Consider the following 20,471-nt stretch of genomic DNA (forward strand, 5'->3'; position numbering starts at 1 on the left):
GACCTGACATGACGGAAACGACGCCATCGGCCGTGCCTCGGGCGCCCGGCGCCCGGCAAGGCGCGGGGGCTGAACAGTCGGACGCCGGGGCCGGGTTGCAGGCGTCAGTGACGAACGGCGCGCCTGTCGGGACGAAAAGCGCGGACAGACGCGACCTGCTGGCCGGCGGGACGATTCTGCTCGCCGTTACCCTGGCGTTTCTGGTGGTCAACGCCCTGACTGTTCTGGCGGACTGGCCGGACCTGCGCCCCTGGGCGCCGTGGCTGTGGGAAGGGTCCAGCGCCCTTGCGCTGATGCTTTTGATCTGGCTGCCGTGGCGGGCGTCGGGCGCGGCGCCGTCATCGCTGTTGCACGAAGGATGGCGGGCGCGGGGGCGGTTTCTGGCCGTGCATCTGGGCGCCGCCATCCTGTTCAGCCTGCTGCACGTCGTGCTGATGGTGGGGATGCGGCACGGGGTCTACGCCCTGCTGGGAGAGGTCTATGACTATGGACCGCCCATCGAGAAGTTCATCTATGAACTGCGCAAGGATGTGCTGAGCTACGCCCTGTTCGTCGGCGTCTTCTGGGGATCGCGCAGCCTGCGCGAGGCGCGCGAGACGCCGCTGCGACCCGTCAGCTTCGACATCCGCGACGGGGGGCGGCTGATCCGGGCGCCGCTGAACGACATTCTGGCCGCGACCTCGGCGGGCAACTATGTCGAGTTCGTGCTGGCCGACGGGCGCAGACCGCTGATGCGCGTCACCCTGTCGGCGGTCGAGGGCGAACTGGCGCGCTTCGGCTTTGTGCGGACGCACCGGGGCTGGCTGGTCAACGCCGCGAGGATGACCGGACTGCGGCCCGAAGGCTCAGGCGACTGGACGGTGGAGCTGGGCGCGCTGGAGGCCCCCCTGTCGCGCCGTTACGCCGAAGCGCTGGACCGGCTGCGGACACAGGGGTTAAGACCGCCCGCATGAACACAGCCCCGCTTCCCGACGCCGCCGGCCAGAACTGGGTCGACCGTCATGCGCCCGAGCGTCTGAAGCCTTGGCTGAAGCTGGGCCGCTTCGACCGGCCGATCGGGACATGGCTGCTGCTGCTGCCCGGCTGGCAGGGGATCATGCTGGCGCTGAACCAGTATGATCGACCGTTCGGCGGCTATGAGCTGTGGCTGGTCATCGGCTTCGCCATCGGGGCCGCCCTGATGCGCGGAGCGGGCTGTGCGGTGAACGATATCGTCGACCGCGACTTCGACGCCCGAGTGGCGCGCACCGCCCTGCGCCCCATTCCGGCGGGCCAGATCAGCGTCAAGCAGGCCTGGGCCTTCGTCGGCGGCCTCAGCCTTATCAGCCTGTGCATCCTGCTGACGATGAACCTGGCGTCGGTGCTGCTGGGCGCCCTGTCGCTGGGGCTGGTGGCGGCCTATCCCTTCATGAAGCGCATCACCTGGTGGCCGCAGGCGTGGCTGGGCCTGACATTCAACTGGGGCGCCCTGCTGGGGTTCGCGGCCGCGACGGGGGGCCTGTTCGCCCTGGGCTGGCTGTATGTGCTGCAGGTCAAGATCAGCGGCGACAGCTACTGGATGGCCGAGGGGCTGAACCGGATGGGGAACCTGGCCCTGTCGGCGGGGCTGCTCTACGCGGGCGGCGTCTTCTGGACCCTGGGCTATGACACCATCTACGCGCTTCAGGACATCGAGGACGACGTCATGGCCGGGGTGAAGTCCTCGGCCCGCGCCCTGGGCGGCAAGGTCAGGGAAGGCGTGGCCGTCTTTTACATCCTGGCCGTGGCCCTGGCGGGCGCGGCGGGCTACGTCGCCGGTCTGGGGCCGGTCTTCTATGTCGGTCTGGCGCTCTACGCCCTGCATTTTGTCTGGCAGGTGCGGCGACTGCAGCCGGACGATCCGAAACTTTCCCTGCGTCTTTTCAAATCAAATCGCGATGCGGGGTTGATCCTTCTGGCCGCCATCGCGTTCAACGGCCTAGCTTTCTGATCGAACCGTTCCAAAGGAGCCCGGCATGATCCCTTCGCGCCCCCTTCGCGCCCTTCTCGTCACCGCCGCCGTCGCGGCCTCGCTCGCAGCGTGCCAGCGCAATGAGAAGAAGGAGGCCCCTGCTGCGCCGACCGCCTCCGCCCATGCCGTCGAAGGGCCGCTGAAGTACGACAGCGCCACGCCCTACGCCAAGGTCAGCCTGAGCCTGCCCGAGGCCGTGCTGTCCTATCCGGCGCTCTACACCCCGCTGTACCGCGACGAGGTGGCCAAGCTGAAAGAATACGCCGAGGGGGCCCAGGCCGACCGCACCGAGGCGGGCTCGCCGGAAGGCATGCCCCCCTACGAAAAGACCATCGTCTACGGCGCCCCGATCGAGACCGGCCGCCTGTTCAGCCTGATGCGGACCGACTTCGACTATTCGGGCGGCGCCCACCCGAACACCGTGGCCACGGGCCTGCTTTGGGACAAGTCCGAAGGCCGTCGCATCGCCGCCGCCGATCTGCTCGCCGAAAAGGCTGACAAGACCAATCTGGAGCGCGCCCTGTGCCAGGCGGTGAACACCGCTAAGACCAAGCGTCCCGGCGCCACGCCCGTCTCGACCACCGGCGAGATGTGGACCTGTCCCAAGCTGAAGGACGTGGCCGTGACGCTGGCTCCGGGCTCCACGCCGGGCAAGGCGGGGGGCCTGACCTTCCTGCTCGACGCCTATGCGGTTGGTCCCTATGTCGAGGGCGCATACTACCTGACCCTGCCGCTGTCGGCCTTCCAGAGCGCCCTGTCGCCGGAATATGCGGGCGAGTTCGAGGGCGCTCCGATCAAGTCGGGGGACGTGACCGACGACCTGCGACTAAAGGCGCCGGCCGCCTGATCAGCGGTCAGTCCTCGCTCTTGAGGAAGGCGTCGATCAGGGCGTTCAGCCGCTCCGGCTGATCGATCATGATGAAGTGCCGGGCGTCGTCGACGCGCTTCAGCGTCACGCCCGGCAAGGCGGCGTACTCGCGGCTCCAGACGGCGTCGGCCAGGGCGGCGGGGGCCCCGCCGTTCGCGTCCGAGGCGTAGATGGCCCAGACCGGCGTGGTCATGGCCGCCAGTCCGGGGCGCGCGTCGGCCGTCATCACTTCGCTGATGGCGGACGCCATCGCCTGGCGGTCGGAGGCCATCGACCAATCGACCATGGCGCTGCGCCCGGCCTCGTTTCGCATCATGCCCACGGCCGTCTGCTGCTGCTGGACACGGAAGGCCGCCTCGTCTGCGCTCAGAATGGCGGCGGCGGCCTGATCGGCGAAGGGCTGGGCCGTCTGCGGCGTGACCTGCGGGCCGAACATGGCGCTGAAGAAGGGCAGGCTGTCCACGCTCATCACGCGACTGACCGCCTCGGGATGCTGCTGCGCCAACAGCAGACTGCTGAGCCCGCCCATCGAATGGCCGATGACGGCAGGCCTGTTGAGCGTCGCCGCATAGCGGGCCAACTCATCGACGACCGGCTGAACAAAGGCGTCGTCCCCGTGCGCCCACGGCTCGCCTGCAAAGCCCGCCAGCTGCACCAGATGAACGCGATGCGAGGCCGACAGGCGCCGGGCCAGCGGCCGCCAGACTTCGCGCGAAGAGGCGAAGCCGGGGATCAGGATCACGTCCGGCCCCTGTCCGATCACCTCGACCGACAGACGGTCGGAAACGAAGGCGGGCGCCTCGGCAACGGCCGGTTCGGCCTGGGCAGGCGAGACGATACTGGCGACGCTGAAGCCGACGGCGGCGGCCAGGATGAAGGCGCGCAGAGCCTTGGCGGGAGCGGAGATCTTGGTCATGGCGTTTCCTTATGTGTCGGCCCTGCCCGCTGTTCAGCGCACAGCAGGGTTCGCCCCTCGGATCAGGCCCGAGGATGAAAGCGATGAAGCGAAACAGGGAGAGTAAGGTTTTCCTGACTTTACGCGTCAGGCGTGCGGGTTCTCGAAGATGTCCTCGACCGGCCGCTCGAACAGGGCGGCGATGCGATAGGCCAGGTCCAGCGAAGGGTCGTGCTTCTCTGTCTCCAGAGCGTTGACCGCCTGGCGGGATACGCCCAGCGCCTGACCCAACTGCTCCTGGGTCCAGTTACGCTCGGCGCGTAGCAGCTTCAGCTTGTTCTTCATCAGTTCGACGACCGGATGAAGGGCGCCACCAGGCCGAACGCAGCCCAGAACAGCGGATAGATCAGCCAGGCCGGCAGATGCGGCGCCCCGGCGAAACTCTCGCCGAAGCCCCAGAATGTCGCCGCCGCCATCGCCAGTCCCGACGCGATGATGAACTGCTTGGCGGTGACCATGCGCACGAACTCGTCGCTTTCGCGCATCAAGGCCAGGGTGGCCCAGAGCTGGCCCACCACCGGCGCGGCGACCGCCGCCGCCAGCGCCCATCCTGCCGGCTTGCCCATCAGTTCGTCAAAAGCGTCCGTGGTCATCATCGCCACGCAGATCAGCGCATAGGGGATCATGAAGGCGAAGGTGCGCAGGACATAGCGGCGTCCCGCCGGGGTGTGTTGCTTGGAAAGGGTCAGCATGGCAGGCGCTCCTGACTTTATGTCATGAAAACCTGACATCATGCTCGTGTCATGTCAACCTGACTTTTATCAGCCCGTGCTGACTTTATTGCCACGAGCTTCGGCGCCCCCTAGCTTGCCCTCATGCGTAGTCTTCTCGCCCTCGTCGCTGCTTTCCTGACGACAGCCGCGCCGCTCTCAGCGCTGGCTTCGGCCACCGCGCCATTCCATGCGGAAGACGTGCGCGGCGCCCGCGACTACAGGGACCTGCCGCGCCTGGACGGGGCGCGTATTCGCGCCTGGCGGCAGTTGTCGGTAGCCGAGATCACCTTGCCGACCGCCGCCGTGGCCGAAGGCGCCGCCACCGAAGACGCCCATCGCATCCAGGGTCAGATCAATCATCTGGACTACGTCGTCCGCCCCGCCATCGCGTCGATCGACATGGCCCGGCACTACGAAGACGCCCTTCGCGAGGGCGGTTATGAGACCGTCTTCTCCTGCACCGGCATCGCCCGCTGCGGCTCGGGCATGGGCGCCCTGATCCTGCTCAGCGACACGGTGGCGCCCGCCGGGTTCGCCGACGGCGTGTTCAACGATCAGTTGCGGGTCATCGTGGCGCGCAAGGGTTCGACCTGGGTGCTGCTGCACATGACGCGCGGGCCGGACCGGTCGCTGGTCTATCAGGCCGTCATCGAGGGCGCCCGTGAGCTCGACTAGGCGGATCGCCGACCCTGCCCGCTTCATACGCGATAACACCCGCCTTCAACCCGTTTCGCATACGCCCGAAATCTCCCTGTGGCTGGCCGATGAGGTCACGCCGATCTGGCGCCTGACCGAGGAGGAACTGGGCGAGATGGGCCTGCCTCCGCCGTTCTGGGCCTTCGCCTGGGCGGGGGGACAGGCGCTGGCGCGCTGGTTGCTGGACCATCCGCAGGCGGTTGCGGGGCGCCGGGTGCTGGACCTGGCCGCCGGATCGGGTCTGGTGGGGATTGCGGCGATGAAGGCGGGCGCGGCCTCGGTTCTGGCCGCCGACATCGACCCCTTCTGCGCCGCCGCCGTCGCCGCGAACGCGCAGGCCAACGGCGTTCAGATCGCCTTCACCGCCGACAATCTGCTGGAGGCCGCGCCCGCGTCGTTCGACCTGATCTGCGCAGGGGATGTCTTCTATGAGGGGCCGATGGCGCAGGCGATGCTGGTGTGGCTGAAACAGGCGCGGGCGACCGGGACAACCGTGCTGGTCGGCGACCCCGGCCGCACCTACTTCCCTAAGGAAGGCCTCAGCCTGCTGGCCGAATACCGGGTGCCGACAACGCGCGAGTTGGAGGACCAGGAGGTCAAGCGCACGCGGGTCTGGTCGCTGGACGCCTGACGCCCCCTCAGGCGTCTCTCGGCAGGACGGTCAGCACCCGCGCCATGTGCTGGTGGAAGGCTTCCATATAATCGCGCAGGAACTGTTCCGTGTCGGGAACCGAGACGTTGCCGTCATCGTCGATCAGGTCCGGCTTGAACTGGATATAGGCCTCGACCGCGTTCATCTGCGGTGCGTTCAGGAAGCCCAGGATCGGGCGCAGGGCCTGCTGCCCGACCGCCGTGCCGATGGCCCCGATGGAGGCGCCGATGACCGCCGTCGGCTTGTTCTTGAAGACATTGGTCCCATAGGGGCGGCTGGCCCAGTCGATGGCGTTCTTCAGCCCGCCGGGGATGGAGCGGTTGTATTCCGGCGTAACAATCAGGATGGCGTCCGAGCCCTTGATCGCCGCCTTGAAGTCGTTGGCGACGGCCGGATAGTCGGCGTCGTAATCGTAGGAATAGAGCGGCAGATCGGCGAAGCTGATCTCGGTCATGTTCAGCTTGTCCGGCGCCAGCCGAACCAGGGCCTTGGCCAGTTTGCGGTTGATCGAGCCCTTGGCCAGGCTGCCGATGATATAGCCGACGTTGTAGGTGGTCATGAGGGGCGTCCTGCTGGGTGAGGGCGGCGTCCACGGCCGCTGGCGAGTCAATGCCCAGCCAAGCTTGGCGGTTCCCCCTCAGACGCGAACGGCCTGACGCCCCCGCCCCGCCTCGCCGAAGACGCGCAGATAGCGTTCGATCTCGGCGCGGTCGCCGGTGGCCTTTTCGACGTTGTCCGACAGTTTGACCGCCGGACGGCCCGCCGCCTGCGTCACCTTGCACACCAGCGACAGGGGCAGCAGTTCCGGCGCCTCTACGGGGGCGCAGTCGCGGAAGTCGTTGGTCAGATTGGTGCCCCAGCCGAAGCTGGTGCGCACCCGACCCTTGAAGTGGGCGTGGGCCGCCTCGATGCCGTCTACGTCCAGACCGTCGGCCAGGACCAGCAGCCGCTGGCGCGGGTCGCGGCCCTTGGACTCCCACCACCCCATGATGATCTCGCCGCCCTCGATCGGCGGGGCGGAATCTGGGCGGAAGCCTTTCCAGTCGGCCAGCCAGTCGGGCGCGTCGTCCAGAAACGCCTGCGTTCCGAAGGCGTCCGGCAGGGCGATCAGCAGATTGCCGTCATAGGCCGCGCGCCATTCCTCCAGCACCCGATAGGGCGCGGCGCGCAGGGCCGCCTCGTCCTCGCCCGCCATCGCCGCCAGGACCATCGGCAGTTCGTGGCCGTTGGTGCCGATGGCCTCAAGGTCGTTGTTCATGGCCAGCAACACGTTGGACGTGCCGATGAAAGCGCTTCCCAGCCCCTCCTTCAGCGCCTCGACGCACCAGCCCTGCCACAGAAAGCCGTGGCGGCGTCGCGTGCCGAAGTCAGACAGGGCCAGCGGCTCCAGCTTTCTCAGCCGCTCGATCTTGCTCCACAGCCGGGTCTTGGCGCGCGAATAGAGGATGTCCAGTTCGAACCGGCCCATGCGGCGCAGGGCGCGGCGGCTGCGCAGCTCGTTCAGGATCGACAGGGCGGGGATTTCCCACAGGGTGACGTCGGCCCAGCTTCCCGAAAACTCGAGCCGATACTGGCCGTCGGCGCTGCGCGAGAGGTCGTATTCCGGCAGACGATACTCGGCCAGCCACGCCAGGAAATCAGGGCTGAAGATCTGCTTCACCCCATAGAAGGTGTTGCCGCCCAGCCAGATCAGCTCGCGGTTGGTGAAGCGCAGGGACCGGGCGTGGTCCAGTTGGGCGCGCAGTTCGGCCTCGTCCACCTCTTCGGCCAGCCGCACCGAAGTCGTGCGGTTGATCACCGAGAAGGTCACCGGCACGTCGCGGAACCGCCGCCAGATCAGCTGCAGCATCAGCAGCTTGTAGAAGTCGGTGTCCAGCAGGCTGCGGACGATGGGGTCCAGACGCCAGCCGTGGTCATAGGCCCGCTTGGCCAGGTCGATGTTCGCCATACCCGATCAGTCCGCCTTTCGTTCCGCCGGTTCGAGAACCGCTTCCGCCGGGGCCTCGTCCTCATTGACCAGCCGCCCCTCGCGGTGCGGCTTGATATAGGGAGTCGGCTTGGGCGTCGGCATATTGCCCCGCATCATGGCCCGCCCGGCCCCCAGACCGCCGGTGACCTCCAGGTCCAGCCGCGCCTCGTCGCGGCGGCGCACGTCGGCGATGACTTCGGCCGCTTCGTCCTGCGGCAGGCCTAGTTCCTCCAGCACGGCCTGACCGAACTTGAGGGCGGATTCGAAGGTCTCGCGCACCTGATAGTCCACGCCCGCCTGGATCAGGCGCAGCGAATGCCCCCGGTCGAAGGCGCGAACCAGAAGCTTCACGCCCGGAAACTCGGACTTGACCAGTTGGACGATGCGGTCGGCGGTCTCGGGCCTGTCGACGCAGACCAGCACCGCCTCGGCCCGCCCCGCGCCCGAGGCCCGCAGCGTGTCCAGCCGCGTGCCGTCGCCGTAATAGACCTTGAAGCCGAAGTTCCCCGCCGCCTGAATCATCTCCACGTCGTTCTCGATAATCGACACGTCCACGTCGCGCGCCAGCAGGGGCTGGGACACCACCTGGGCGAAACGGCCGAAGCCGATGATCAGCACCTGGCCGCCCAGGCCGTCGGCGGCATCGACGCCCTCGGCCTCTTCGGGCGACAGGCCCGCCTCTTTCGGCAGGAGCCGCTTCAGGGCCAGCGTCGTCAGCGGCGTCAGCGCCATCGACAGAATGACGATGGCCGTCAGGGCCGCGCTAGCCTGTGCGTCGATCACGCCGGCGCTGGCCGCCGCGCCGTACAGGACAAAGGCGAACTCGCCGCCCTGTGCGAACAGGGCCGCCCGCTCGACTGCTTCATGATGGCGCGCCCTGAACAGGCGGGCGACGACATAGATGACCAGCGCCTTGACCGCCATGAAGGCGGCCAGCCCGGCGACGACGATGCGCCAGTCGTTGATGACCACGCCGATGTCCAGCGCCATGCCCACCGACAGGAAGAACAGGCCCAGCAGGATGGCGCGGAACGGCTCCACATCGGCTTCCAGCTGGTGCCGGAAGGCCGAGTCCGACAGCAGCACCCCGGCCAGGAAGGCGCCCATGGCCATCGACAGGCCGACCTCGTCCATGATCCACGCCGTGCCCGCCACCACCAGCAGGGCGGCGGCCGTCATCACCTCGCGCCCGCCGTTGCGGGCCAGGAAGCGGAACGCCGGATTGATGGCGTAGACCCCGACCGCCAGCACCCCCGCGAGGGCCGCCAGCGCCAGCCCAATCGACCGCCACAGCGGCGTCTCGCTCTCGGCCGCATGCCCAAGGGACGCGCCCAGCAGGGCGACGATGGCCAGCAGGGGCACGATAGCCAGATCCTCGAACAACAGGATGCTGACCGCCCTCTGGCCGCCGGGCGTGGGCAGGTCGCCGCGCTCTTCCAGCATCTGGATGATGACAGCGGTCGAGGACATGACGAAGCCCATCGCCCCGACAAAGGCGACCGGCGCCGAAACTCCTGCCGCCATCGCCACGCCGGTCAGGGCCAGCCCCGCCAGCCCGACCTGTGCAGAACCGAGGCCGAAAATCTCCCGCCGCATCCCCCACAGGCGCTTGGGCCGCATCTCCAGCCCGATGATGAACAGGAAGATGACCACGCCGAACTCGGCGACGTGCAGGATGACTTCAGGCTCACGGAACAGGGCCAGACCGAAAGGACCGATGGCGACCCCCGCCGCCAGATAGCCGAGCACCGAGCCCAGCCCCAGCTTGCGGAACACAGGCACAGCCACGACGCCCGCCGCCAGCAGGGCCGCCACATGGCCCAGGTCCAGTCCCGTCGCAGCCTCGGCCATCGCTCACCTTTGATGATCTGGTTTCTAATAGTGGGGGCGAACGCAGTCGATTGCGAGAGGCGCCATCGCTCCGCCCGCGCCGCCAAATGCGCCCCTGTCGGAACTGCGTCCCCCGCACGCGGGTTTCCCCGCAGGGCCGCAAGGAGCCCCTTTCACCGGGAGAACGCCATGAAGATTCGCGACGTGATGAGCAAGGACGTGCAGGTCGCTCGCCCCGAAGACACTCTGCAGACCGTCGCCGGACGGATGGCGGCGGGCGACTTCGGCTTCATCCCCGTGGCCGACGGCGATCGGCTGATCGGCGCCCTGACCGACCGCGACATCGTCGTGCGCGGCGTGGCCTCGGGCGCCGGGCCGGAGGCGAGGGTGCTGGACGTTCTGTCGCGCGACGCCCTTGTGGTGCGGGCCGACGATGACTTGAAAGTTGCGCTGGACCTGATGTCGTCGCGTCAGATCCGCCGCCTGCCGGTGGTGGACAAGGACGGCCGTCTGGTCGGGGTGGTGTCGCTGGGCGACCTGTCCACGCGGGTCAAGGAACGCTACGCGGGAGAGGCGCTGGAAGAGATTTCCCGTCCCAGCTGACAGCCTTAAGGCCCCGCTAACCACGTCGCGGAACCCCGCGATAACAGCTGATGCGCCATGCTGCCTCTTTGATTTTCAGGGGAGATCGGCATGGCGCGCGCCCAGTTCCAGAAGGGCCAGAAGGTCTGGGTCGAAAGCGTCGGCGTCTGGGCCCAGGTCGAGAAGGTCAATCCCGTCTGGGCCAAGGGCTTCGACGAGCCTGTCCGCATCACCTATGACGTAGGTCTGGGCCGTGAGTTCGCCGGCGCAGAGTTGCAACTGCCCGCAGAGGATCGCGCGGCCACGGCCATAGGCGACTGGCGCATCCTGCGCGCGCGCAACAAATGGCAGGATGTCGCCGATTGCGCGCACCATCCCTTTCCCGGCAGCTATCCGGTCGTCGTTACCGACAAGGCTGACTGGGGCGGATGGCGCGTGCCCGGCGCCGAATACGACCGCGATCCCCAGCGCATCGAGTTCCAGTCGCGCCTGATCGCCGCCGCGCCCGAACTGATGGATCTGGCGCGTGAAATCCTGGCCTCAGTGGCCGAGGCGCCCGATGACGCTCCACCCGAGACCGTCCGCTTGGCGCGACGGGCCCAGACGGTGCTGCGCCGGATCACCGACGTTCTCGCCCCTCCGCCCGAAGCCTTGCGAACGGGGTCAGGCGACACCGCAGCGCCTTTCGAAACTGAGGCTTAGCGGCCAGACTCCGCCTTGATGTCGCCTCCCGGCTGCCGACCCTCGACAGGAGTCGGCGACACAGCCTAGATTCTTCGCTGAATCGGCACAGGAGGTCGCCTTTTGCAGGGCATAGAGCGGCGCAGCTATGGGCCGGGCCGCAGGGCCACGGACCGACAGGGCGCGCGATCGGCGCCCTGGGCGCGCATCCTTGCGCTTGCCGTCGCCATTGCACTTGTGGCTTACGCCCTTCTGGTCCTGCGTGAGGCTGATCGACCCCGCCGCGAAGCTGAGGCCGCCCGCATCGAAGCTCTCAGTCTGGAAGCGCGACTGGCCGCGTCGCAGGTCGAGGCCCAGGCCAGCCGCGCCGCCCTGGCCCTGCGCGCGGGCGCGCGCGCGCTGAACCAGACGCCCGCCCAACCCGCCGCCGCCCTTGACCATGCGCGCGGCCTGGCGCCCGAAGCCGCCTTCATGATCGTGGATCCGCAGGGTCGGATTCTTGCCGCCAGCGGCGCGCGCCTTTCCGCCCCCGCCGCCGCCATCTCCGCCGTCCAGCTGGGGGAGGACGGCATGACCCAGAGCGTCACGACAGGCGGCGGCGCCGTCCTGCTGGCCCGCACGCCCCTGCCTGAACTCAAGCCCAGCCTGAGGGACGTGACCCTGTCGGTCATGCCCGCGGGCCAGACCCCGGCTGAGCCGGGCCGCGCGGTCAAGGGACCGGACGGACAGGCGCGCTCGGCCGCCGTCGCGCCCATCGGCGACACCGGGCTGGCCGTGGTGGCCGCCCTGCCCCGCGCCCACGGCCTGGCCGCCTGGCTGGAAGACGCCTGGATGCTGGCCGGGCCCTTGCTGCTGGTGGTGCTGATGCTGGGCGTCATCGCCGTCCAGAACAGCCGCCAGATGCGGGCAGGCCGTCGCTGGGCCGAGACCGAGCGGCGCTTCCGCGTGGCGGTCGAGGCCGCGCGTTGCGGCATATGGGAGTGGGACATCGGTCGCGGCGAGATGGTGCTGTCCGACTATATGGCCGCCCTTCTGGAGGTCGAAGAAGGCTCGCGCCTGACGACCCAGGCGCTGATCGAACGCGTCCATCCCTCCTATCGCGACGTGCTGCATCAGGCGCTGGACGAGGCGGCCCTGAACGGCGCCTTCGAAGCCGCCTTTCCGATCCCGCTGAAGTCGGGCGGCGTCCGCTGGATCGACGCGCGCGGCCAGTCGCGTCAGCCGCGCCGCGACGGCGTCTTCGTCAGCCTGATGGGCGTGGCGCTGGACGTGACCGATGCGCGCCGCACCAAGGCCCAGGCCCAGGCCGCCGAGGGTCGGCTGCGCGACGCGATCGAGAGCGTGTCGGACGCCTTCGTCCTGTTCGACCGACGCGGCCGCCTGATCCTGTGGAACCAGGGCTTTCAGGACGCCTTCGCCTTTCCGCCCGGCGTCGTGCGACGCGGCGCGCTGAAGGACGAGCTGAACCGCATCGCCGCCGACGCCATCAAGTCCGAACGCCCATCCGTCGAAGGGCGCGCGGGCGTGCGCGAGGTCGAACTGAAGGACGGCCGCTGGTTGCAGATGGCCGAACGCTTCACCGGCGACGGCGGCACGGTGGTGATCTGCGCCGACATCACCGTCGTCCGCCGCCAGGAAGCCGAGCGCCGCCGCGCCGCCGATGAACTGCGCGCCATGGTCGAGGAACTGGAGGCCAGCCAGGACAAGCTGTCCCTGCTTGCGCGCAAATATGAGGTCGCCATGACCCGCGCCGAAGACGCCAACCGCGCCAAGTCCGAGTTCCTGGCCAATATGAGCCATGAACTGCGCACGCCGCTGAACGCCATCAACGGCTTCTCGGAGATCATGGCGGGTGAAATGTTCGGGCCGCTGGGCGACCCGCGCTACAAGGGCTACGCCGCCGACATCCACGCCTCGGGCCAGCATCTGCTTAGCCTGATCAACGACATCCTCGACATGGCCAAGATCGAGGCGGGCAAGCTAACCCTGCACTATGAGGCGGTGGCGCTGGACGTGCTGTGCGGCGAGGCGGTGCGGCTGATGCGCGGCAAGGCGCTGGAGTCCCAGTTGCGGCTGGCCCTGTCCTGCCCGGACGGGCTGCGCGTCGAGGCCGATCAGCGCGGCCTGAAACAGGTCCTGCTGAACCTGATCTCAAACGCCGTGAAGTTCACGCCCGAGGGCGGGGCGGTGAGAGTCAGCGTGATGCCCAGAGACGATGAGACGGTGCGCATCGCCGTGGCCGATACCGGCATCGGCATCTCGGCGGACGACCTGGCGCGTCTGGCCCAGCCGTTCGAACAGGTCGAAGGCCAGCATTCCAAATCGACGCAGGGCACGGGCCTCGGCCTGGCCCTGACCAAGTCGCTGATCGAACTGCATCGCGGCCGGATGACGATCGACAGCGAGCCGGGGCGGGGCACCACCGTCTGGTTCGACCTGCCCGTCAAAGCCCCGCAAGGCGCCATGAAGCCTGTGAGCGGCCCGGTTCAGCGGGTTCAGCGCGCGGCCTGATCGTCCGTAGGAGCCCCCGCATTGTCTGCGGCCTTGTGCTCCGGATGCGGCGTCGCGCACGTATCGCGGGTCCTCGACTTATGCCGCGACAGGATGGGCGCGAGGGCCTTGCGATTGTCGGGCGACAGGCGGCCCAGCGTCTCGACCGCGCCGGCCTCCAGACGAGCGCGCCCGCGCATCTCTGAGGCGCGAGACCTTTCCAACAGAGCGGCGACCGTCACGGCGTCGAAGCGATCCGACGCCGTCATGACGATGGCTTCACGCCGCGCGGCGCGGGAGTCCTCGAAATCCGGCCGCGCTTCAAGGGCGTTGGCGCGCAGCTCGCTCCGGACCTGATCGCGGACGGCAGGCGGCAAGGCCTCGACCACGGCCCAAACGGGTTCGCTGCGACCCGGCCTGCGCCCTTCGATCGCCTGATTCTCGGCCTTGCGTGACAGCACCCAGGCGGTGCCTCCGCCGACGACGGCGAAGATGTTGAGCGCGACCGAGGCCGCCAGGGCGATCTTCAGACCCTTGTTCATACTTATCCCCCCAGGCCGGCGGCCAGGATTTCAGCGTCGTCCGCCGCTGTCAGACTGGCTTGATACAAGACGGTGTCGGCGCGGATTTCCGCCGTCATCTGACTGGTCAGCACCATGCCGAAGGCCACGCCTGCACAGGCGGCGGCGGCCCAGCCCGCGCCCGACATCCAGGCGAACGGCCCCCACAGGCCTCGACGCCGCCCAAGATGGGCGCCCGCCGCATCAGCGATGACCCGCTCGCGCAGGGCGTGAGACGGCGCCGGACGCGGCGCTGCGTCGAGAAAGGCGTCCAGCACGTCCGCCTCGCCCAGAACCCGCCCTGCGCGCGGATCGGCGGCCAACAACCGGCGCGCGGCCTCGCGCTCCGCTTCGGGCCAGCGTCTCAGGTCGGCGCCATAGGCGTCAGCCAGATGCTCAAAACGTTCCAGGTCCATCGTCGTCATCTTCAGCCCCTTATCTCCCCGTCGCCTTCACGACGCCCTGCGGCGCGAGATCCGCCAGCGCCGCCCGCAACGCCCGCCGCCCGCGTGACAACAGGCTTTCCAGCGCCTCGACGCTGATCTCCATCAGAGCGGCGGCTTCGATATTGCCCAGCTCCTGATAGTGGCACAGGACGATGGCCTCGCGCTGGCGCGGCGGCAGGCGCGACAGGGCCGCCTGAACCTGGGCGCCCGTCTCGGCGGCCAGAAGCCCCCGATCCGGCGCCGGACCGTCGTCGATATGGTCAGGAATGACGTCCGTCGCGATCTCGCGGCGGCGACGCAGCCGGTCGTAACAGAGATTGAGGGCCACGCGATGCAGCCAGGTATCGAAGCGCGCCTGTCCGGGCGTCCAGCGCGGCGCCTGTTTCCAGGCTCTGAGCATCGCCTCCTGGGCCACGTCCTCAGCCTCCGCCGCATCGCCCAGCATCCGCTGAGCGAGCGACAACATGCGCGGCAGTTTGCGCGCGACCATGGCCTGAACGGCGGCAGGATCGCCCGCGCCCACGCGCTTCACCAGGTCCTCGTCGGGGTCGGCGACCTTCGCCAATCACGCCTCTTTGCTTGGCTGCAACAAGGGCAAGCGGTCCAGCCGCCGTCCCCGACATCACCTTACTCCGAAACGGGCGCCGAAGGCGACGCCGTCCCCTGCGAACTGACCGCCGGGCGCTGCATCCGGCGCATGTCGCGCTTCTGACGCATCTCGGCGCGGCCCGCCTGCATGGCGGCCCGGCGCTCTTCGACGCTCAGCGTCCCGTCGCTGTTCGCGTCCATGCGGGCGAAGGCCTCGGTCGCCTTACGCTCCACTTCGGCGATGACGATAGGGAAGCGGTCGGCGTCGCCGCGCGCGGCGTGCCCCCCCATGCGCCCCTGCTTCATGCCTCCCCGCGCGTGGCCCCAACGGCCGGCGCCCATACGGCCTTCGCCGCGGGCCTGCTGGCGCGGCGCCTCAAACTCGGCGCGGCTGATGGAGCCGTCCTTGTCGGCGTCCAGGCGGTCGAACTGGGCGGCGCGACTTTCGGCGCGGCGGGCCTGGGCATGGGCGCGCATTTCCTCGGCCGTCACCTGACCGTCCCCGTTCGCGTCGGCGGCGCGCAGTCGCTCCACGCGTCGCTGAACAAAGTCAGCCTGACTGATCGGCTGACCCGCAGACTGGGCCATGCGCGCCTGGCGTCCTGTTTCCGGCGTCGTCTGTGCAGCAGCGGCGCCGCCCAGCGTCAGCATGAGGGCGGATACGGCGGCGGCGGCGAATATGGTCTTCATCTCGATGGTCTCCTGGGGCGAAGCCGCCCCGAAAGCATCCCTGTCGAGAGATAGAACGGCGCCCGGATCAGTTTCCGTCGCTGATCGGCGGCAAAACCGCATCAAACGCCCGCCGCGCCCGCAGACGCAGGTCGATCAGACGCGCCTTCAGCGTTTCAAAATCCGGCGCCCCGACCGCTGCAGCCAGACGCTTCTGAAAGCCCGGCGGCTCCTGATCGGGGTCGTTCTTATCCTCGAAAGCGCAGGCGGTTAGTTGTGACAGCTGTTGATGCATGCGCCAGCTGTCGGCCAGCACAGGGTCGTCCTTCAGCGCCTCCAGCGTCGAGACGGTCAGGGGCCGGCCCGCCGCCCCCGCCATCAGCTGGCGGTATTGGCCGACGAACTCGGCGTCCACCTGAGCTCCCGCCGACAGCTTCAGGTCCCAGAAGCCCTTGGCCGCCCGTTCGCGCTCCATCAGGTCGCGCATCGCCCGCACTTCGCGCGCGGTTTGCGCAGCATCCCTGGGCCGCCGCAAGGCCTCGTCCAGCGCCGCCGTGACCTCGGCGCCGAAGCCGTCGTCGCTGGCCCACACCACGCGCGCGCGGGTCAGGGCCATGTATTCCCAGGTATCGGCCTCTTCGCCGTAATAGGCGCGCAGGGTCTCCAGCCGCACCGAGACCGGCCCCTTCGAACCCGTGGGCCGCAGGCGCATGTCGACCTCATACAGACCACCCTCGGCGGTGTGGGCGGACAGGGCGGCAATGAGCCGCTGGGTGAAACGGCCATAGAAGGTCTCGGCGCTCCAGCCGCGCCCGGCGGACACGGCCTCGGGCGGCGCCGCATAGACGGTCATCAGGTCCAGGTCCGAGCCCGCCGACATCTCGCGCGAGCCCGCCTTGCCCAGGGCGACGACGGCGACCGCGCCCGCCAGCGCTCCGCCCAGACGCTCGGCCTCCTTCAAGGCCGCCGGGGCCAGCGCCCGCATACAGGCCTCGGCCATATCGGTATTGGCGCGCCCCGCCTCTTCCGGTCCCGCGCGGCCGGTGATGGTGTGCATGCCGATGCGGAAGACCTGTTCGCGATGCTGGCGGCGCACCACGTTCATCGCCTCCTCGAAATCGGTCGCGGCGGCGGCCTCGGCCAGAAGCTGGCCGACGACGCCCGAGTCAGCGTCCAGGTCCGTCAGGAAGCGCGCATCCAGCACCCCGTCCAGCGCCTGCGGACGCCGCCCCAGCATCCGCGCCAGTCGTGGCGCAAAGGCCATCACCTCGACCACCAGTTCGAACAGCTTGGGCTGGTTCAGGAACAGGGCCTGCACCTGCACCCCGGCGCTGAGCCCGGCAAAGAAGACGGCGAACCGACGGAAGGCCGCGTCCGGGGCCCCCGTCTTGGCCACCGCCGTCAGCAGTTGCGGCGCCAACCGGGTGAACAGCTCGCGTCCCCGCGCCGTGCGCGTCGCCTGAATACGGCCGTGATGCCAGCTGCGGATCGTATCGGACACGCTGGCGGGCTCGGAGAAGCCCATGCGGGCCAACGTCTCCAGCGTGCCGGGGTCGTTCTCCACCCCGGTGAAGACGAGGCTGCCATAGGGAGAGGAAAGGTCTTCGCCCCCCTCGAACAGTTCGCCGTAGCGGGCGTTGACCCGCACCAACAGGCGCTCGATCCCGCCGTCGAAGGCCGCCAGATCGCCCTGCCCCGCCAGAGCCGCCACATCGGCGCGGCGTTCAGGATCGACGGGCAGGATATGCGTCTGTTCGTCCGCCAGCATCTGAGCCCGGTGCTCCAGCGCGCGCAGCTCGACATAGGCGGCGCGCAGTTCGTCGCGCGCCTCGGGGCTGACATGACCCGCCTTGGTCAGGGCGTCCAGCGCCTCCAGGGTGCGCGGCGAGCGCAAGGCCCGGTTCCGCCCGCCCAGGATCAGCTGCTGGGTCTGGACGTAGAACTCGATCTCACGGATGCCGCCGCGACCCAGCTTCAGATTGGCGCCCGCCGCCTCCAGCCCCTCGCCGGTTTTGTGGACGTGGATCTGTTTCTTGATCGACTGGATGTCGAGCACCGCCTGATAGTCCAGACTGCGGCGCCAGATGTAGGGGACCAGCGCCTTCAGGAAGTTGGCGCCCTCGGCCGCATCGCCCGCGCAGACGCGGGCCTTGATAAAGGCCGCTCGCTCCCAGTTCTGGCCGACGGATTCATAGTAGGCCAGCGCCATCGGCGCCGCGACTGCCGGCGGGGTCGAGGACGGGTCCGGCCGCAGCCGCAGATCGACCCGAAAGACGTAACCGTCCGCCGTCCGCTCGGCCAACAGGGCCGTCAGCCCCTGCGCCAGACGGTTGACGAAGCCCTGCATCTCCACGCCTTCCGACAGGGCGGTTTCAAGCGCTTCCGGCTCGTAAAACAGCGACAGGTCGATGTCCGAGGAGTAGTTCAGCTCGAACGCCCCGCCCTTGCCCATCGCCAGAACGAACAGGCCCGGAACCGGCCCGCGTGGATCGTCGGGCGTCGAGATCAGCCGCCCGCGACGGCTCCAGTCGTCGGCGATGATCCGAAGCGCCGCGCGCGCCGATGCATCGGCGAAGCGCGACAGGGCGCCCGTCACCTGATCCAGATCCCAGACGCCGCCCAGGTCGCACAGGGCCGTCAGAAGGTGCAGTTCCGCCTTCAGATGACGCAGCGTCGCCTTGGCCTCGTCCGGCGCGCCGGTCAGGGCGTCCGTCGCCGCCAGAATCTCCGCCTGCCGCGCCTCGGGATCGCTGTCCAGCGTCCGTCGTAGCCGATCCGGCCAGCGCCGCGCCAGCCCGGCCAGATAGGGCGAGGCGGCGAAGACGGGCTCCAGCGCGCCCCACGCCGCATCCAGCGTCGCGCGCCAGCCGTCGGCTTCCGCCACTTGAGCCAGTCGTTCATGCAGGCGCGCCGCCGCCTCTGCGTCGCGTACGGGACCGCAGGCCTGCAACCGTCCCGCCAGACCTTCGCTCACGCCTCGACCTCTGGCGCCCGCGTGGCGGCGGGCAGGATCAGGGCCACGCGCAAACCCGGCCCGCGTCCGTCATAGACGCCCGGTCCCTCGTCCAGCTGGATACGGCCGCCGTGCGCCTCGGCTACCGCCGTGACCAGCGACAGACCCAGCCCCGAGCCCGGCTCGGTGCGGCTGTTGTCCAGCCGCACGAAGCGTTGCAGCACGCGCTCGCGGTCTCCGTCCGGCACGCCCGGCCCGTTGTCGGTGACCGAGAACTCCACATCGCCCGACGAGCGCCGCCGCGCACGGAACATCACCGCCCCGCCTTCGGGGGTATATTTGACGGCGTTGTCGATCAGATTCGCGAGCGCCTGGGCCAGGAAGGGCTGGTTGCCCTCGATCATCAGCCCCCTCTCGATCTCGGCGGCGAACTCCAGCCCCTTGTCCTCGCCCGCCGGTTCATAGAGCTCGGCCATGTCGGCCGCCAGATCGGCGGCGTCGAACACCTTGGGCTCAGGCGCCCCGCCCGCCTGCAGTCGGGCGATGGCCAGTACGGTGTTGAAGGTCTTGAGCAGGGCGTCGGCTTCATCCAGCGCCACGCTGAGGGCGTCGACGCCCGAGGTCCGCCCCGCCTCGGCGTCGATCAGGGCTACCTCCATCTTGGCCTTCATCCGGTTCAGCGGCGTGCGCAGGTCGTGGGCGATGGCGTCGCCGGCATGGCGGATCGAGGCCATCGAGCCTTCCAGCCGGTCCAGCATGCCGTTCAGACCCTCGGCCAGTTCGTCCAATTCATCGCCGGAATGACGGATGGGCACGCGCGCCTTCAGATCGCCCTCCTGAACCGCCGTGACCACGCGGTTCAGCCCGGCCATCGCCCGCTCGACGCGACGGCTGATCCACAGCCCGCCGCCGACGCCCAGCACCAGCACCATGACCATCGCGCCCCACAGAGCCTGGGTCAGCCGCGCCAGATAGGCCTCGATGTCGCCGATGTCCTCGCCCACGAACAGGTGTTCGCCGCCTGACAGCGAGGTGTTGACACCGATCGACTGACGGCGCCGGACGCGACCGTCCTCGTCCGTATCGGTCAGTCGGAAGCTGTCCCACTGCCCCGGCTTCACCCCGTCGGGCACGTCGGTGATGTTGGCGGTGATGATGCGGCCCTCGGCGTCCTTGAAGACATAGAGGTAGGGCCCGTGGCGGATCGCCCGTTCGACCAGCGCCTGATTCAGAGCGTCTCGGCCGCGCGTGCGATAGATGGCGGTCAGACTATCGACCTCGCCCTGCACGCTCGTCTCGGCCCGCGTCCGCGCCTCGGACGCCGAAGCGAAATAGACATAAGCCAGCACCGCGCTGGCCGTCGCCACGAACAGCGCCAGAAACAGCAGCGTCAGCCGAAAGGGCGTACGCCGAAAGAGCGAGGGGAGTTTCACTTTGGCTTATCTCCCTCCCCTTCATGGGGAGGGTGGTCGCGCAGCGACCGGGTGGGGAGGGCTTCAAGCGCGCCCATTATGCCCGCCATCACGCCGTCCAGATCATCGCGAACGGCGGCGTTGTCGAATCTCAGCGTCGTGAACCCTTCGCCTGCCAGCACCGCGTCTCTCACCCTGTCCCTGTTCGTCCGCGCCTCGACCGTGTGGGTGACCCCGTCCACCTCTATGACCAAGCGCTGGTCGAAACAGACGAAGTCGAGATAATAGCCGCGAAACGGCGCCTGCCGCCGAAAATGAAACCCTTGAGCGCGCAACAGCTTCAACTGCCCCCACAGACGCGCCTCGGGCGGCGTCAGCGCCTTTCGCATGGCGCGGGCTCGAGCGATGATCGCCATG

General features: G+C 68.8%; 21 protein-coding genes. 8 read left to right on the top strand and 13 right to left on the bottom strand.

The features are described 5' to 3' along the window. Positions 1–8: 8 nt before the first annotated feature. Genes H556_RS0106135 through H556_RS0106145 form a run of 3 tightly spaced genes read left to right on the top strand, consistent with a single transcriptional unit; the run spans position 9 to position 2,837 of the window. Complete coding sequence (locus H556_RS0106135) at positions 9–953, top strand: LytTR family DNA-binding domain-containing protein (RefSeq protein WP_024353600.1); 945 nt, start codon at positions 9–11, stop codon at positions 951–953. Next, positions 950–1,969 (top strand): UbiA family prenyltransferase, encoded by a 1,020-nt coding sequence (locus H556_RS0106140; RefSeq protein ID WP_024353601.1) that lies wholly within the window; start codon positions 950–952, stop codon positions 1,967–1,969. The genes H556_RS0106135 and H556_RS0106140 overlap by 4 nt, the downstream gene beginning before the upstream one ends. Before the next feature lie 25 nt (positions 1,970–1,994). Next, the gene (locus tag H556_RS0106145; protein WP_024353602.1) at positions 1,995–2,837 is read left to right on the top strand and encodes a DUF3298 and DUF4163 domain-containing protein; all 843 of its coding nucleotides are present in this window, start codon (positions 1,995–1,997) and stop codon (positions 2,835–2,837) included. A 7-nt stretch (positions 2,838–2,844) separates the two neighbouring features. On the opposite strand, the gene H556_RS0106150 is transcribed toward H556_RS0106145, so the two are convergent. From H556_RS0106150 to H556_RS0106160, 3 genes are all read right to left on the bottom strand, one after another. Further along, positions 2,845–3,774, bottom strand: a complete 930-nt coding sequence (locus H556_RS0106150; RefSeq protein WP_024353603.1) for an alpha/beta fold hydrolase — start codon at positions 3,772–3,774, stop codon at positions 2,845–2,847. Positions 3,775–3,900: 126 nt separating this feature from the next. Continuing rightward, the gene (locus H556_RS0106155) at positions 3,901–4,098 is read right to left on the bottom strand and encodes a helix-turn-helix transcriptional regulator (RefSeq protein WP_024353604.1); all 198 of its coding nucleotides are present in this window, start codon (positions 4,096–4,098) and stop codon (positions 3,901–3,903) included. Further along, positions 4,098–4,505 carry a hypothetical protein gene (locus H556_RS0106160; RefSeq protein ID WP_024353605.1) on the bottom strand — a complete coding sequence of 136 codons (408 nt, stop codon included), beginning with the start codon at positions 4,503–4,505 and terminating at the stop codon, positions 4,098–4,100. Before H556_RS0106160 ends, H556_RS0106155 begins: the two co-directional genes overlap by 1 nt. A gap of 123 nt (positions 4,506–4,628) precedes the next feature. On the opposite strand from H556_RS0106160, the gene H556_RS0106165 reads away from it, so the two are divergent. Together H556_RS0106165 and H556_RS0106170 are read left to right on the top strand one after the other, a co-directional pair. Beyond that, the gene (locus H556_RS0106165; protein ID WP_147399889.1) at positions 4,629–5,201 is read left to right on the top strand and encodes a hypothetical protein; all 573 of its coding nucleotides are present in this window, start codon (positions 4,629–4,631) and stop codon (positions 5,199–5,201) included. Continuing rightward, a complete protein-coding gene (locus tag H556_RS0106170) occupies positions 5,188–5,853 on the top strand; it encodes a class I SAM-dependent methyltransferase (RefSeq protein ID WP_024353607.1) in 666 nt (221 codons plus the stop codon). The genes H556_RS0106165 and H556_RS0106170 overlap by 14 nt, the downstream gene beginning before the upstream one ends. A gap of 7 nt (positions 5,854–5,860) precedes the next feature. Here the strand turns inward: H556_RS0106170 and H556_RS0106175 are convergent, their stop codons facing one another. From H556_RS0106175 to H556_RS0106185, 3 genes are all read right to left on the bottom strand, one after another. Further along, on the bottom strand, positions 5,861–6,433 hold the full coding sequence (locus H556_RS0106175; RefSeq protein WP_024353608.1) for an NADPH-dependent FMN reductase: 573 nt from the start codon (positions 6,431–6,433) through the stop codon (positions 5,861–5,863). Positions 6,434–6,511: 78 nt separating this feature from the next. Continuing rightward, positions 6,512–7,822: a nicotinate phosphoribosyltransferase gene (locus H556_RS0106180; RefSeq protein ID WP_024353609.1), complete on the bottom strand. Its 1,311-nt coding sequence runs from the start codon at positions 7,820–7,822 to the stop codon at positions 6,512–6,514. Between the two features lie 6 nt (positions 7,823–7,828). After that, positions 7,829–9,694 (bottom strand): monovalent cation:proton antiporter-2 (CPA2) family protein, encoded by a 1,866-nt coding sequence (locus tag H556_RS0106185; protein WP_024353610.1) that lies wholly within the window; start codon positions 9,692–9,694, stop codon positions 7,829–7,831. Positions 9,695–9,862: 168 nt separating this feature from the next. Between H556_RS0106185 and H556_RS0106190 the strand changes: the two genes are divergently transcribed. The 3 genes from H556_RS0106190 (at position 9,863) to H556_RS0106200 (ending at position 13,447) form a co-directional block, all read left to right on the top strand. After that, on the top strand, positions 9,863–10,276 hold the full coding sequence (locus tag H556_RS0106190) for a CBS domain-containing protein (RefSeq protein ID WP_024353611.1): 414 nt from the start codon (positions 9,863–9,865) through the stop codon (positions 10,274–10,276). Positions 10,277–10,366: 90 nt separating this feature from the next. Further along, positions 10,367–10,957, top strand: a complete 591-nt coding sequence (locus H556_RS0106195; RefSeq protein ID WP_024353612.1) for a hypothetical protein — start codon at positions 10,367–10,369, stop codon at positions 10,955–10,957. A 102-nt stretch (positions 10,958–11,059) separates the two neighbouring features. Beyond that, on the top strand, positions 11,060–13,447 hold the full coding sequence (locus tag H556_RS0106200; protein WP_024353613.1) for a cache domain-containing sensor histidine kinase: 2,388 nt from the start codon (positions 11,060–11,062) through the stop codon (positions 13,445–13,447). Here the strand turns inward: H556_RS0106200 and H556_RS0106205 are convergent. The 7 genes from H556_RS0106205 to H556_RS0106235 all read right to left on the bottom strand — a co-directional run bounded on the left by H556_RS0106205 (position 13,432) and on the right by H556_RS0106235 (position 20,470). Beyond that, positions 13,432–13,968, bottom strand: coding sequence for a periplasmic heavy metal sensor (locus H556_RS0106205; RefSeq protein ID WP_024353614.1), 537 nt, complete (start codon positions 13,966–13,968; stop codon positions 13,432–13,434). The genes H556_RS0106200 and H556_RS0106205 overlap by 16 nt on opposite strands. Positions 13,969–13,970: 2 nt before the next feature. Next, positions 13,971–14,411 (bottom strand): hypothetical protein, encoded by a 441-nt coding sequence (locus tag H556_RS0106210; protein ID WP_029673259.1) that lies wholly within the window; start codon positions 14,409–14,411, stop codon positions 13,971–13,973. A 10-nt stretch (positions 14,412–14,421) separates the two neighbouring features. Beyond that, positions 14,422–14,997 (bottom strand): RNA polymerase sigma factor, encoded by a 576-nt coding sequence (locus H556_RS0106215; protein WP_024353616.1) that lies wholly within the window; start codon positions 14,995–14,997, stop codon positions 14,422–14,424. A gap of 62 nt (positions 14,998–15,059) precedes the next feature. After that, complete coding sequence (locus H556_RS0106220; protein WP_024353617.1) at positions 15,060–15,710, bottom strand: EF-hand domain-containing protein; 651 nt, start codon at positions 15,708–15,710, stop codon at positions 15,060–15,062. 67 nt (positions 15,711–15,777) lie between these two features. Further along, entirely contained in the window at positions 15,778–18,663 is a 2,886-nt protein-coding gene (locus H556_RS0106225) for a bifunctional [glutamine synthetase] adenylyltransferase/[glutamine synthetase]-adenylyl-L-tyrosine phosphorylase (RefSeq protein ID WP_024353618.1), read from the bottom strand. Further along, complete coding sequence (locus tag H556_RS0106230) at positions 18,660–20,075, bottom strand: sensor histidine kinase (RefSeq protein WP_024353619.1); 1,416 nt, start codon at positions 20,073–20,075, stop codon at positions 18,660–18,662. The genes H556_RS0106225 and H556_RS0106230 overlap by 4 nt, the downstream gene beginning before the upstream one ends. After that, entirely contained in the window at positions 20,072–20,470 is a 399-nt protein-coding gene (locus tag H556_RS0106235) for an endonuclease domain-containing protein (protein WP_024353620.1), read from the bottom strand. Before H556_RS0106235 ends, H556_RS0106230 begins: the two co-directional genes overlap by 4 nt. Position 20,471 lies beyond the last annotated feature (1 nt).

This window comes from Brevundimonas naejangsanensis DSM 23858, assembly GCF_000421705.1.
GTDB lineage: Bacteria > Pseudomonadota > Alphaproteobacteria > Caulobacterales > Caulobacteraceae > Brevundimonas > Brevundimonas naejangsanensis.